At 44.5% G+C, this 13435-nt stretch carries 13 protein-coding genes; 3 read left to right on the top strand and 10 right to left on the bottom strand.

Annotated features, from left to right (window positions below; genetic code table 11):
- Positions 1 to 393: 393 nt before the first annotated feature.
- Both JMX92_RS02585 and JMX92_RS02580 read left to right on the top strand, forming a co-directional pair.
- On the top strand, positions 394 to 2064 hold the full coding sequence (locus JMX92_RS02585; protein ID WP_011960062.1) for an ATPase: 1671 nt from the start codon (positions 394 to 396) through the stop codon (positions 2062 to 2064).
- 253 nt (positions 2065 to 2317) lie between these two features.
- A complete protein-coding gene (locus JMX92_RS02580) occupies positions 2318 to 3925 on the top strand; it encodes an inorganic phosphate transporter (protein ID WP_011960063.1) in 1608 nt (535 codons plus the stop codon).
- Positions 3926 to 4028: 103 nt separating this feature from the next.
- On the opposite strand, the gene JMX92_RS02575 is transcribed toward JMX92_RS02580, so the two are convergent.
- Entirely contained in the window at positions 4029 to 4544 is a 516-nt protein-coding gene (locus JMX92_RS02575; protein ID WP_011960064.1) for a DUF697 domain-containing protein, read from the bottom strand.
- Positions 4545 to 4765: 221 nt separating this feature from the next.
- On the opposite strand from JMX92_RS02575, the gene recJ reads away from it, so the two are divergent.
- The gene (recJ, locus tag JMX92_RS02570) at positions 4766 to 6601 is read left to right on the top strand and encodes a single-stranded-DNA-specific exonuclease RecJ (RefSeq protein WP_201543746.1); all 1836 of its coding nucleotides are present in this window, start codon (positions 4766 to 4768) and stop codon (positions 6599 to 6601) included.
- A 19-nt stretch (positions 6602 to 6620) separates the two neighbouring features.
- On the opposite strand, the gene JMX92_RS02565 is transcribed toward recJ, so the two are convergent.
- The 9 genes from JMX92_RS02565 to rsmD form a co-directional block, all read right to left on the bottom strand.
- Complete coding sequence (locus tag JMX92_RS02565) at positions 6621 to 7256, bottom strand: trimeric intracellular cation channel family protein (RefSeq protein ID WP_011960066.1); 636 nt, start codon at positions 7254 to 7256, stop codon at positions 6621 to 6623.
- Between the two features lie 233 nt (positions 7257 to 7489).
- Positions 7490 to 7930, bottom strand: coding sequence for a ClpXP protease specificity-enhancing factor (locus JMX92_RS02560; RefSeq protein ID WP_041773291.1), 441 nt, complete (start codon positions 7928 to 7930; stop codon positions 7490 to 7492).
- A gap of 68 nt (positions 7931 to 7998) precedes the next feature.
- Complete coding sequence (locus JMX92_RS02555) at positions 7999 to 8613, bottom strand: glutathione S-transferase N-terminal domain-containing protein (protein WP_011960068.1); 615 nt, start codon at positions 8611 to 8613, stop codon at positions 7999 to 8001.
- A 190-nt stretch (positions 8614 to 8803) separates the two neighbouring features.
- Positions 8804 to 9523, bottom strand: coding sequence for a cytochrome c1 (locus JMX92_RS02550; RefSeq protein ID WP_011960069.1), 720 nt, complete (start codon positions 9521 to 9523; stop codon positions 8804 to 8806).
- Positions 9523 to 10728, bottom strand: a complete 1206-nt coding sequence (locus JMX92_RS02545; RefSeq protein WP_190272750.1) for a cytochrome b — start codon at positions 10726 to 10728, stop codon at positions 9523 to 9525. The genes JMX92_RS02550 and JMX92_RS02545 overlap by 1 nt, the downstream gene beginning before the upstream one ends.
- Positions 10729 to 10751: 23 nt before the next feature.
- Positions 10752 to 11336 carry a ubiquinol-cytochrome c reductase iron-sulfur subunit gene (gene petA / locus JMX92_RS02540; RefSeq protein WP_201543744.1) on the bottom strand — a complete coding sequence of 195 codons (585 nt, stop codon included), beginning with the start codon at positions 11334 to 11336 and terminating at the stop codon, positions 10752 to 10754.
- Between the two features lie 307 nt (positions 11337 to 11643).
- On the bottom strand, positions 11644 to 12030 hold the full coding sequence (gene rpsI, locus JMX92_RS02535; RefSeq protein ID WP_007393902.1) for a 30S ribosomal protein S9: 387 nt from the start codon (positions 12028 to 12030) through the stop codon (positions 11644 to 11646).
- Between the two features lie 21 nt (positions 12031 to 12051).
- Entirely contained in the window at positions 12052 to 12480 is a 429-nt protein-coding gene (rplM, locus tag JMX92_RS02530; RefSeq protein ID WP_007393901.1) for a 50S ribosomal protein L13, read from the bottom strand.
- 186 nt (positions 12481 to 12666) lie between these two features.
- A complete protein-coding gene (rsmD, locus tag JMX92_RS02525; RefSeq protein WP_201543742.1) occupies positions 12667 to 13395 on the bottom strand; it encodes a 16S rRNA (guanine(966)-N(2))-methyltransferase RsmD in 729 nt (242 codons plus the stop codon).
- Positions 13396 to 13435: the final 40 nt, after the last annotated feature.

The following is a 13435-nucleotide window of genomic DNA, read 5'->3' as shown; positions in this document are numbered from 1 at the left end:
AAGGGGCAAGTAAAAAATAAAAAAATAGCTTGTTAAAATGCTAAACCGCCATTTGCGTTGTCACAAATTTATGGCATTGTAGTAAAAAATTGATTTATAGTTGGCTTTTTGGATGCCCACTTACATAAGTTACTCAAAGGCTATTTTATCAAACCTTATTTTAATTATGATAATACTATAAGTAAGGGCTAGATAATATCAAAGCCTAGCATGATTAATATGTATAAGGCCTGTATAAGCTGTTTTTCTTCTGAGTGTTGAATAGTTGCATGACAAGGGCTGTGGGTCATACAACAGCAGGCATAGATGCTAGATAAGTTATAAATGACACGTCATAAAAAATAAGACACACTCAATTGATTATTGGACGATTTGAATAATAAGGATTCACTGATGGCTAAGCAAAACCAAATCGACGCTAAAGAGATTCGCATTGACGCTGATCCTTTAAGCACCTTTCATATGGACGAAGAGACACTGCGATTAGAGCTGGTTAAGGCGCAATATGCGCTACGAGAGACCCGTCAGCAAGGGCAAGCCACAGGACTGTTGGTGTTGGTCAATGGTATGGAGCTATCTGGTAAAGGGGCTGCGGTGACTCAGCTGCGTCAGTGGGTCGATCCTAGACTACTAAACGTCGAAGCCAATATTGGCACCTTGCCCAGTGAGTATGAGCCCCTATGGCAAGCGCATGTGGCCAAGCTACCGCGCCATGGCAACATCACCGCCTACTTCGGTAACTGGTATGCCGACTTAATGGAAGGGGTGCTACAAAAAATGAAGCAGGATAAAAACAAATCTCAACACAATGAGCTTGCTGACTGGGAGGCGTATCTGCGCGGTCAATTACAGGTCTTGTCTGAATTTGAAACCGACTTAATCAACAACCATACCAAACTGTTAAAGTGTTGGTTTCATATAGATGAGCGCACCTTAAAGTCGCGCCTTAAAGATAACAAGGCTGATCCTGAGTGGTTATATCACATGGACTGGCAGGATAAAAAACGGGTGAAACAGTTTAATGACATTGCCAAAATCATCTTAAGTCAGCAATCAGATTGGGTCATCATAGATGGCTCTGACCCTGAAGAGGGCGGGGATAAGCATGACAAAAAGTCCCATAAAGACTTGGGCTATAGTGAGGCGGCCAGCTTACAGTTTTGCCATGAAGTGCTGCATGCAACGCAGTCAGCTTTAATCAGCAGTCAACAAAATGACAGCAAACATCCTTTGGTATCGCAAGTCAGCCGCAATATCAATGCCGCTTTTTCATGGGCAGATGTGCCTGATAAGCTCACCGATATAGATGATCCTGATATGGGTAAGTCAGATTACCAAAAAGCTTTGATCAAAAAGCAAGAGCGCTTAGCTGAGCTATTACGAGCCCGTGCCAACTCTGAGGGCAAAGGCGGCAGACAGGGCAAATCTGCTGCCAAAAATCACCATGTGGTGTTTGCTTTTGAGGGCATGGATGCTGCCGGCAAGGGCGGCGCAATCAAGCGTTTGGTGGCACTGTTAGACCCACGTGAATATCAGATTTATAACATATCAGCACCCAACCAGATGGAGCTACAGCACCCTTATTTATGGCGCTTTTGGCGACGGATGCCGGAGTTTGCGCCCAATCTAAAAGAGGAGCGCTTAAGCCGAGTGGCCATCTTTGATAGAACCTGGTATGGCCGAGTATTGGTCGAGCGCATCGAAGGTTTTGCCAGTGAGGCGGCCTGGCAGCGGGCGTATGAAGAGATTAACCGTATGGAGCGGGACTTGGTAGATAAAGGGACCATTGTCATCAAGTACTGGCTGGCCATAGACAAGCAAGAGCAGCTCGACCGCTTTGAGGACAGAAAAGATACGCCGCACAAGCAGTTTAAACTGACCGAAGATGATTGGCGCAACCGAGACAAGTGGCATGAGTATGTACAGGCGGCAGCGGATATGTTGGCGCGTACCAATACTAAGCATGCACCTTGGCATGTGGTGGCCACCAATGACAAGCGAACTGCACGTTTGGCTGTGCTTGATCATGCCATTGCTCAGCTTGAAAAAGTCATTAAAACTTAATCAAAAAAAACAGCGGTTTCAAGTTGCATCGGACAAGGGTATAATATGCAGAATTTATGCCCCAACAGGTATAATTGATAGTTATTAATGCCGACAACTTTCCCATAGACTTTATCAAGTAAGCCTTGATTGCTGGTGCGATCAAGGTTATTACAGTTGTCGTATGTCTCGATCAAACGGACTTGTACTAATTCATTGAAGCCCCGATCTCTCGGGGTTTTACATTTTCACATCCGATTGGCTCAGAAATCTCATGCTTCCAAAGTCAACTACATCAAGTAGCGCCCAGTTTACGGGTTCGAAAAAAGCTAATATACTTTTTGGTCTATTCCTGTTTGTCATGACCGCATATTTTATGTGGTGGGGCTTGGATTATACCAATCACCAGCAGACGCCATTATTTATCGTGGCTACCGTGTTTGGCATATTTATGGCCTTCAACATTGGGGGGAACGATGTTGCGAACTCCTTTGGTACATCGGTAGGCGCGGGTACTTTATCCATTCCGCAAGCCTTGGCCATTGCCGCCATTTTTGAGGTATCTGGGGCGGTGCTTGCTGGTGCTGAGGTAACCGATACCATTCGTAAAGGTATTGTTGATTTAGATGCCTTATCAGTGACGCCCAACCAGTTCATCTATGTGATGTTATCGGCGTTGATTGCCGCAGCGTTCTGGCTATTGTTTGCTACCAAAAAAGGCTTACCGGTTTCTACCACGCACTCCATTATTGGTGGGGTAGTGGGCAGCTCGATTGTTATGGGTATTCAAGTGGGCGGGCCTTCATTGGCATTTTCTACCGTGCACTGGGATCAAATAGGACAAATTGCTTTATCTTGGGTCTTGTCACCTTTATTAGGTGGTATACTGGCGTATGTGCTATACAGCCAAATTAAAGTCAATATTTTGTCTTATAATGACCGTGTTGAAGCCCGAGTTAAAGAGCTTAAAGCGGCCAAAAAAGCACTAAAAAAACGCCATAAAGAATGGATCAATGAGTTGGCTGAGTCGCTACAGGTGTCCTATACGTCAAAGATGGTACGTGACCAAGAGATTTATAAAGACGAGGATACCGAACGAGATGATCTAGAGACAGATTACTATCAAGAGCTTTATGACATCGAGCGTGAAAGAGACAGCATTGATACTCTAAAAGCATTGCGTCAATGGGTGCCTTTGGTGGCCGCATTAGGCGGTGTGGTTATGACTTCTATGGTGGTGTTTAAAGGCCTACAAAACGTTGATATGAGTCTAACCACGTTAAATGGCTTCTTAATCATGATTATGATTGGGGCGCTTATTTGGCTGACGACCTTTATTTATACTAAGAGTATTAAAGGCAAGCAGAAAGAAGACTTGGGCCGTGCTACCTTTATTTTGTTTAGCTGGATGCAGGTATTTACTGCAGCAGGCTTTGCATTTAGCCATGGTGCCAATGATATCGCCAACGCTGTGGGTCCTTTTGCAGCCATCATGGACGTTATTCGTACCAATAGTATCGCCAGCGAAGCGGCGGTACCTAGCGCGGTTATGGTCACCTTTGGTGTCGCCTTAATTGTGGGCTTATGGTTTATTGGTAAAGAGGTTATCCAAACTGTGGGTACCAATTTGGCCGAGATGCATCCTGCGTCAGGCTTCTCAGCTGAGTTATCAGCAGCAGCGGTAGTCATGGGCGCCTCTATGCTGGGTCTACCTGTTTCTAGTACGCATGTGCTTGTGGGTGCGGTATTGGGTATTGGTATGGTGAATAAAAACACCAACTGGGGGTTGATGAAACCAATCGGTTTGGCTTGGGTAGTTACGTTACCTGCTGCCGCTACCATGTCTATGGTCAGCTACTTAATTTTAAGCAACGTGTTTTAAGCGTATAGAGCCCCTAAGCGTCGCTAAATAGACTTAAAAAGCCCTCAATTAGTGTGAGGGCTTTTTTGTGTTTGGCTTAATAGCTTATTAAAAGATAAGGGGCTTAAACGTTTTTACCGTGCTGTTTTTGCTGAATGCTTTTAGCAATTTTATAGCACTCATTGATGTGGTCGTTCGCGATTTTTTTGAAAATCATATAGCCCATGGTAGCGGCCACAAGCTGGCCACCTAGTGGAATGAATTTAGTCACTTGCTTGGCAACAATACGGCCACCATAACCTTGAACTGTCTTTTTCACCACACCACGAGTTGCCATTAGGCCAGCAAAATCAACAGCACGGTTTTTCATCTCATTCCAATGCACTTCTTTGGCATCTAAGTCGATGGCAGATTCACGCTCAGAGATAAGGCCAAAACGCTCACTGATTTCAGGCAGTAATTGGGTCAAAATACCTGCATCAATGGCCACGTCCATAAAAGGAACCGGAATAATGGCGGCGCCCGCTGAGTATTTGGCACGTTTTTTTACCAGTTGCTCACACTCTTTTTTTACTTGCTCTAAGTTTAGATCCGGATCAATGGTTTCAGGGAGTTTTTCTGCTGCAGGAACAGTTATCATAAAGTATCCTTAAATGAAGGGTGAGAAGTTATAAGGTTGCCCATTAAATGGCGTTATGTGCTAATTTTAAAGAATTGCACTTTTGACACAAGTGGCAGTTTGTATCTTTACGCCTGCTGTCGCTAAATTTTGTAAATATATGATTATTTTATTTTAATACCGTTTTTGAGTATTTGACCCCATATTAATATAAACCCAACTAGAGTTGAATAAAGACCACCATGCTAAAGTTAACCCCCAGATTTACCGGCACCTTGCCTGATGATTTACCTGCCTGTTTTACCCAGATGTATCAACAAGCCCCGACCCTGACGCGCCTATTTTTGGCACGTGGCATTCAAAGTGACCAAGACTTAGACTATGGGTTATCTGCGCTACTGCCCGCGCAAGGTCTGAGCGATGTCGATGAAGCGGTGACGCTGATGGATGAGGCCATTGAGGCCCAGCGGCGTATTTTGATTGTTGGTGATTTTGATTGTGACGGAGCGACCAGTACGGCGCTGATGATGCGCATCCTGTCACAGATGGGTGCCGTAGTAGATTTTGTGGTGCCGGATCGTTTTAAATATGGCTATGGCCTGACGCCTGAGATAGTACAGCTGGGTATAGAGCAGTACCAGCCGGATATGATTATTACTGTAGATAATGGCATCTCAAGCCATGAGGGGGTTGATAAGGCCATTGCCAATGGCATTAAGGTAATTATCACCGATCATCACCTCACCACTAAGAGCAAGCCTAATGCCCATGCTGTGGTGAATCCCAATCAGCTGGGCTGCTCATTTGAGAGTAAGGCCTTGGTGGGCGTAGGCGTGGCCTTTTATCTGCTCGGGCGTCTGGCCAAGTACCGCCGAGAAGCGGGGCGATCAACGGCCCAAGTGAGCCGTTATTTAGACTTAGTGGCCTTGGGGACCATCGCCGATGTGGGCGTGCTTGATCACAACAACCGCATCTTGGTCAATCACGGCTTGGCTGCGATAAGAGCAGGGCGCTGCTCGCTGGGTATATTGGCGCTGCTTGAGCTGGCGGGGCGTGATTACCAAAAGATGAGCGTACAAGACTTTGGCTTCGTCATTGGCCCCCGTATCAATGCGGCAGGGCGCATGGACAATATGCGTATTGGTATTGAATGCTTGATGGCCGATGACATGAGTGACGCCAAGCGTTTGGCCTTTGAGCTTGATAAGCTGAACAAGGAGCGCCGCTATGTTGAGGGCGAGATGCGTGAGCAGGCCGATGAGATTTTACGTCAGCTGCAGCCAAACTCAGACCGCAGTCAGGCACAGACGACTGATGAGCAAAGTGATGATAGTGATGATAGTTTAAAGCAACAAGCAGAGTCTTTTACTGATAAGGCACAGCCGCGCAGTTTGATTTTGTATCAAGACAACTGGCATCAAGGGGTTATTGGTATTGTGGCCGGCCGTCTTAAAGAAAGCCATTATCGACCTGCCATTGTATTTGCTCCGGCAGATGATACTCAGCTTGACGGGCAAGATGCGATTAAAGGCTCAGCACGCTCCATCCCAGGCATTCATATTCGTGATGCCATAGAGCGCATCGCAGAGAGCCATCCTGAGCTGATTACCCACTTTGGTGGGCATGCTATGGCAGCGGGGCTTACGCTTAAAAGAAAGGATTTTAAGGCGTTTGCTGAGGCATTTGAGCTGCAAATGCAAAGTGTGGAGGCTTCGGTATTTGAGGAGCAGCAGTTCACCGATGGTCAACTGCTGGCAGAAGACTTTAGATTACAGTTCGTTGAGGCTTTGACACAAAACCATATCTGGGGTCATGGTTTTGTGCCACCGCAGTTCGATGGTGTGTTTGATGTGGTGCAGGCGCGAATTTTAAAAGACAAGCATTTAAAGCTATCGCTAAAATACCCTGGGGTGATGTATCCTATTGATGCCATCTGGTTTAACTATGACCCCAAAAAGTGGGATTACCGTGCCCAACAAGTACATGTATTGTTTGAGCTTAGTATTAATGAGTGGCAGGGTAATCAAAATATTCAGCTGATGGTAAAGGACGTAGCGGTCACCCAAATTAGCCCCTAAGCCGCTATGAATTAAATGACTATTTGACCAAGCGGATAGAAGGCAAATGCCAGTCAAAGCGCAGTGCCAACACGCGAATAAAGAAAATAACGCCGAGGGTGATCAAATCGTTCATACCGGTTTGCACCCCAAGCGCATCTAATAAAAAGTAAAAGCAGGAGCCAATCACGCTGGCGGTAATATAAATCTCTTTTTGTAATACCAGTGGAATTTCATTACAAATAATATCACGAACCAAGCCGCCAACAATGGCCGTACAGACTGCCATTAAAATGGCAATGACCGGTGCCACGCCTTGTGATAACGCTACCTTAAGTCCAATGACGCTAAAAGCGGCCAGACCCACAGCATCAAAAAGCTTCAAGGCAGTATCAATCTTGTGATACAAATGAAAAAATATTTGTAGTGCCAATGAGGTAATGGTAATCACAATCACATAGTTCAAATCTGTCATCCAAAATAAAGGATGGCGATTGAGCACCACATCACGGATAGTTCCGCCGCCAATGGCATTAGCCATAGACACCAAAATACAGCCAGCGATATCGAACCCTTTGTGCTGGGCAAGTAAGGTGCCCGCGATGGCACACGCAATTACTCCGATCATATCGAAGATATAAATTAAGATATCGGGACTAACAATATAATTTGGCATGGCATCATCACATAAAATTAAGCAAAGACAGTTGAGAGGGGGTATAAGTCGCTTATTATTCGGGGCGTATTATATAGTTAAAGTCTAACTAAAGGCAGTGTAAGCAAAATTAAAAACCATTATTGTCATAAATAGCAGCGCCTAACTTTTTTATGCTGCAAATTAAAAGGCCTCTGAGTAAGAGACCTTTATCATTAATTGCCATGTGTTGTGAGCGTATTGCTAAAATGGCGTTATTTTAACACTCGAAGACCGGCTTTATTTTCACGTTTGGGCTTGTCACTTGTGGCAGGTTTGGACTTAGTAGGCTGAGGTTCTTGCTCCAAAGGGGTGTAATTATCATATTCACTGGGGTCAAAAGGCATGCCCACGGTCTGATCTTCTTTGGCAAAAATGGCCATAACTGCCTGCATAGGAATCCAAAGCTCACGTGACACACCACCAAAGCGGGCATTAAAGCTGATGTAAGTGTTGTCCATATTCATATTACCCGTAGCGCGACTGGCAATATTCAGCACAATCTGACCATTTTGTACATGCTCAGTAGGAATGACTAAATTGTCTTGGGTGGCATCTACTAAGATGTAAGGGGTTAATGCATTGTCCTCCATCCATTCATAAAAGGCACGAATCAGATAGGGGCGAGTGGGCGTTAAAGTCGGCTCTTGTGACATAGTCATCTCTTTTTATTTATTTGATTTACTGGGGTTATGAATAGGCTGACAGTATAGCCAGCCACAAGCTACTCGATAGACCTCAAAAAGCTTTCACGCTCAAAAATACGCTTTTGATACTCAAGCAGCGGCCGGATTAAATGCGCTGGCAACTCAATTTGCATCTCTTCTAAGCGGTATAGCATAGCGCCAAGCAGCACATCACACCAGCCAAAATCATCGGACATAAAATAGCTACTATTGCCAAATACTGGCGCTAATGTGACCAGTGCATCAGACAGTTTGCGACGGGCAATTTTGGCCTGATCAGGATTGAGGCTGTCTTTATGGGTTAATAAAATACGCCCAAGCTTTAGCCAATCATTTTGAATGCGCCACGCCAATTGACGTTGTAAGGCTTTTGACTTAGGCGTATCAGGCAGAAGCTTGTGTCCGTGGTATCTGTCTTCAAGATACTCAAAAATAACGTTTAGCTCATAGAGGCTAAAGTCGCGATGTACCAATACGGGTAGGGTATTGTAAGGATTGAGTTGACGCAAATCCTCGGGACGTTCGCTGTCTAATAAAGACAAATAATACTTTAGCTGTTTTTCAGCCAACAAAAACCTGACAACGTGGCTATCGTAGCCATCATCGGCATACAGGACAAGCTGGCTATCAGGGATATCTCTAGGATCAATCATGGACTACAAAAGGCAATAAATAGACTAGCATCGTAACCAAACTGCTCAAGTTAATCAATAGTAGAATCTTTAATGCCAGCCTGCAAGCATTCAACGCCATCCCTTAGATTTATAAAGTATAGCCATAAAAAAAGACGATAGAGAATCTATCGTCTTTTTTGGTTTACTGAGCTATTTAGGCTTAGGCAGACTATTTTACGTCTTTCCAGAACTCTTTATTTAGTAAGTAAACTGGGATTAATAAAATTAGCAAGAAGATAATCACGAAGAAGCCATAGCGTTGACGGTCTTCACGAACAGGCTCTGCCATCCAAGCCATAAAGTTGACGAGGTCACCCACACGGCTGCGGTATTCTTCTTCGCCCAACTGGTTTTGTAAGTTCATCAAAACGTGAGGCATAGCAGCATTGTGCAGCACTAGGTTGTTCGCGCCCCAAGGACGGCTAGGATCTTCATAGAAGCTAAGTAGGTATGTGTATACCCAGTCATCACCACGTAGACGTGTCTCTAAAGATAAATCAGGTGGTGGCGCGCCAAACCAAGAGGCTTGAATTTCAGGGTCAATACCGTTGTCAATTTGATCACCGATTTGATCTGAAGTAACCAATAAGTACTTCTCAACCAATTCAGGTGGAATCTCTAAGTCTTGAGCAATACGTGAATGACGCACGTATTTAGCCGTATGACAGCCTGCACAGTAGTTCATGAACATGGTAGCACCACGCTGCAAAGAACCTTTGTTAGCAAAGTCGATAGGGGCTGTGCTACACGCTAAATGCTCTTCCACACCATCTGCGTTGGTAAAGGTGCCGCAGCCTTCACCACCTGCTGCTTGAGCAGAGGTAGTGGCGGCTAGTGTTAAAGCAACACCAAATCCGAAGCCGGTCAATGATTTAGTTAAAGCACTCATTAGTGACCTCCAGTAACGCGTTCAGGTGGCTGCTTACATGTCTCAATTGATGTATAAATAGGCATCAATAAGAAATATAAGAAGTACAAGATAGTAAAGATACGGCCTAGGATAGTGTTCACTGGAGTAGCAGGTGCCACACCTAAGTAACCTAGTACTAAGAAGCTAACTACGAAGATACCTAGCGCAATCTTAGATAAAATACCTTTGTAACGAATAGACTTCACAGGTGAACGGTCTAACCATGGCAATAAGAACAACATGGCAATCGCACCACCCATCGCAATAACACCACCTAACTTATCAGGAACTGCACGTAAAATTGCATAAAATGGCGTGTAGTACCAAACTGGGGCAATGTGTGGCGGAGTCTTCAATGAGTTAGCCACTTCGAAGTTTGGTTTTTCTAAGAAGAAACCACCACCTTCTGGGAAGAAGAAGATAACAGCAAAGAAGATGATAAAGAATACCACTATACCCACTAAGTCATGCACAGTGTAGTAAGGGTGGAATGGAACACCGTCTAAAGGTACGCCGTTTTTATCTTTTAGCTTCTTAATATCAACGCCATCAGGGTTGTTTGAACCCACATGGTGTAGCGCCACTAAGTGAATGAATACTAAGCCTACTAATACCAATGGAATGGCCACAACGTGTAGGGCGAAGAAACGGTTAAGGGTAATACCAGAGATTAGGTAGTCACCACGAACCCATTCAGCAAGGCCGTCACCAATGACAGGAATAGCTGCAGGTAAGTTAAGAATAACCTGAGCACCCCAAAATGACATGTTACCCCAAGGAAGTAGGTAACCGAAGAAGCCTTCTGCCATTAGACATAGGTAGATACCCATACCAATTAGCCAGATAAGCTCACGAGGCTTCTTATATGAGCCATAGAGCATACCGCGGAACATATGCAGGTAGACCACTACGAAGAAGGCAGAAGCACCGGTAGAGTGCATGTAGCGAATCAACCAGCCGCCTTTAACATCACGCATGATGTATTCAACAGAAGCAAACGCGCCTTCAGCACTTGGGTTAAACATCATGGTCAGCCAAATACCAGTCACTAACTGGTTGACCAACACAATCATTGATAAAACACCGAAGAAATACCAAAAGTTGAAGTTCTTTGGTGCGTAGTACTTCGACATATGGTATTCATACGTCTCAGTCGCGGGGAAGCGGGCATCAACCCAGCTCATCATCTTTTTACCAAAACTCATGATCATGCCTCCCCAATAGTTAAGATAGGACCATCAACACTGTAGTCAGGTATTGGTAGGTTTAGTGGGGCAGGTACACCGCTGTACACGCGTCCAGCTAGGTCGTATTTTGAACCATGGCATGGGCAGAAGAAACCACCGAACCAATCACCACCACCTAAGTCAGCTGCACCTACTTCTGGGCGATAGTTTGGTGCGCAGCCCAAATGGGTACAAACACCTTCTACTACCAAGACAGTAGGCTCACGTGAGCGGGTTTCGTTTTTGGCGTATTCAGGTTGCACTGAAGCCTCAGATTGTGGGTCACTTAATAAAGGCGTTACTTTAGTTAAGTTTTCCAACATCTCAGGAGTACGCTTGACGACGAAGATTGGTTTACCACGATATTTCACCACAATCATTTGACCATCTTCAATGGCACTAATGTCTTGGGTAACGGCAGCACCTGCAGCTTCAGCCTTCGCACTTGGATACCAAGAGCGAACAAATGGCGTGGCCACCGATGCAACTCCTACTGCGCCAATAGCGGCAGTTGAAGCGATCAGAACTCTACGGCGTTTTATGTTGACGCCTTCGGCATGGCTCATTAAAAACTTCCTCCAGATAAAAGTCATGAAATGACGGCACCTAGTATATAAGTAACTCGTACAGTTTCATACTGGTATGTAAAACCCAATGCAATAAGAAGACAATAACTTTTACTTCCGCTGTGTTATTTGTCATTAATAATATATGTTGGGTTACATTGGCTTTGCCTAATATTACTAATTGTGTCTATTCTAAGCTATTTTAGTAATAAAATAAATTCGCATCTGTAAAAATAAAAAAACCCTTGAGTCAACAAGGGTTTTTTTGATATTAAATAAGCAAGTACAACTCTGCCTATAAAATAAATTAACGTTTAGAGAATTGAGGACGTTTACGCGCTTTGCGTAGACCCAATTTCTTACGTTCAACTTGACGTGAGTCACGAGTAACAAAACCAGCTTCTTTAAGAGCAGGTTTTAAAGTTTCGTCAGACTCGATTAGCGCGCGAGTGATACCATGACGGATAGCACCGGCTTGACCATTGATACCACCACCTTTAACAGTAGCATAGATATCATAAGTTTCAGCTGAATCAAGTAATTCTAGTGGCTGACGAACAACCATACGTGAAGTTTCACGACCAAAATACTCATCAAGTGGTTTGCCGTTTACAACGATGTTACCAGTACCTTTTGATAAAAAGACGCGGGCAGTTGACGTTTTACGACGACCAGTTCCGTAATTGCGTTCCATAACTTACTCCTGATTATGCGATTAGATGTCTAGTTCTTTAGGCTGCTGGGCGGCATGTGGATGCTCTGTACCAGCATATAGCTTCAACTTCTTAATAGTAGCATAACCAAGAGGGCCTTTAGGTAACATGCCTTTTACGGCTTTCAAAAGAACTTCTTCTGGTTTATGAGCGATTAACTTAGTGAAGTTAGTCTCTTTAATGCCGCCAGGATAGCCACTGTGACGATAGTATTTTTTGTCTTGGGCTTTCTTACCAGTTACAGCAATCTTGTCAGCATTGATAACAACGATATAATCGCCAGTATCGACATGCGGAGTGAAAGAAGGCTTATGCTTACCGCGTAGGCGAGCAGCAATTTGAGTGGCAAGACGACCTAAAGTTTTACCTTCAGCATCGACGATATACCAGTCGTGAGTAACCTCAGCGGGCTTTGCACTTTGTGTTTTCATGATTAAACCTTAAGTTATCGAGTGAAGCAGTTGTCTGTGAAACAGCTAAACTGCTTCACTGTCGTTGAGAGTGTTGGGGGAAACGGGGCTCTCAAAAAACAGACGCACATTGTAGTCATTGGCTACAAAAAAAGCAACATAAGAATGTAATTAGCACAGATTATTTATTTTAACTAACCTGCGCATTTAGGCTTCTATTTGTACTTGAATTAAACTGGCAAAAATCTGCCCCATTTTTGTCTCTTTTAAAAGGGTGTAATTATACGCTAACCCTTGCAAGGTTTGGGAAATCTCTCGCCTATCTTCTAAATAAAATAAAGTATGTTTATTGACCAATTTATTTTCTATAAGGGAGGTTAATAAAGGTACCCATAGCTCTAAGTCGTAAGGCGGATCGACAAACACCAAATGATAGCCAAAAGCGTTGTCGCTACTTTGCAAGTTTGTCTGCTCCGCTACGCTTGCTGCACGGTGCTTGAGCGCTAAGGTAGGTATTAGGCTTAGGGCATCACCCACATGTACGGCTAGGCTCGATGCCGGCAGCTTTAAGCGCTCGGCAGTTTGCCCAAGTAAAGCGGCCTGCTTGGGTTGTAGCTCAATAAAAGTGACATAATGAGCGCCTCGTGATAAGGCCTCAAAGCCCAATGCGCCGCTGCCGGCACACAGATCTAACACAGTGGCATCATGGAGCTCAAATTGCACCCAGTTAAATAAAGTCTCGCGCAATCTATCTGGGCTAGGCCGTAGACCATCGGCATCAATAAAAGGCACCAATTGGCGTTTAAATTGACCGCCAATAATGCGCACCTGACCGGTAACGCCACTTTTGCTAGATTTTGCAGCAGTGTGTTTAACAGGCTGTTTGCTCATTTTCGAGCGGGCTGTCTTAACAGGGCGTTGGCGCTTGGCACTCATAAGCAAGACTCTCACATCTTTATAGTAGATTGACGGTATA

Origin of the sequence: Psychrobacter sp. H7-1 (assembly GCF_904846585.1) — a bacterium.
GTDB lineage: Bacteria > Pseudomonadota > Gammaproteobacteria > Pseudomonadales > Moraxellaceae > Psychrobacter > Psychrobacter raelei.
The sequence above is the reverse complement of the archived record's forward strand: the minus strand, read 5'-3'. Positions and strand labels throughout refer to the sequence as shown.

Bases quoted from the DNA above. Each gene is read 5' to 3' on its own strand.
- JMX92_RS02585 (WP_011960062.1), top strand. From the start codon at position 394: ATGGCTAAGCAAAACCAAATCGACGCTAAAGAGATTCGCATTGACGCT.
- JMX92_RS02580 (WP_011960063.1), top strand. From the start codon at position 2,318: ATGCTTCCAAAGTCAACTACATCAAGTAGCGCCCAGTTTACGGGTTCG.
- JMX92_RS02575 (WP_011960064.1), bottom strand. From the start codon at position 4,544: ATGATAACTGTTCCTGCAGCAGAAAAACTCCCTGAAACCATTGATCCG.
- recJ (WP_201543746.1), top strand. From the start codon at position 4,766: ATGCTAAAGTTAACCCCCAGATTTACCGGCACCTTGCCTGATGATTTA.
- JMX92_RS02565 (WP_011960066.1), bottom strand. From the start codon at position 7,256: ATGCCAAATTATATTGTTAGTCCCGATATCTTAATTTATATCTTCGAT.
- JMX92_RS02560 (WP_041773291.1), bottom strand. From the start codon at position 7,930: ATGTCACAAGAGCCGACTTTAACGCCCACTCGCCCCTATCTGATTCGT.
- JMX92_RS02555 (WP_011960068.1), bottom strand. From the start codon at position 8,613: ATGATTGATCCTAGAGATATCCCTGATAGCCAGCTTGTCCTGTATGCC.
- JMX92_RS02550 (WP_011960069.1), bottom strand. From the start codon at position 9,523: ATGAGTGCTTTAACTAAATCATTGACCGGCTTCGGATTTGGTGTTGCT.
- JMX92_RS02545 (WP_190272750.1), bottom strand. From the start codon at position 10,728: ATGAGCTGGGTTGATGCCCGCTTCCCCGCGACTGAGACGTATGAATAC.
- petA (WP_201543744.1), bottom strand. From the start codon at position 11,336: ATGAGCCATGCCGAAGGCGTCAACATAAAACGCCGTAGAGTTCTGATC.
- rpsI (WP_007393902.1), bottom strand. From the start codon at position 12,030: ATGGAACGCAATTACGGAACTGGTCGTCGTAAAACGTCAACTGCCCGC.
- rplM (WP_007393901.1), bottom strand. From the start codon at position 12,480: ATGAAAACACAAAGTGCAAAGCCCGCTGAGGTTACTCACGACTGGTAT.
- rsmD (WP_201543742.1), bottom strand. From the start codon at position 13,395: ATGAGTGCCAAGCGCCAACGCCCTGTTAAGACAGCCCGCTCGAAAATG.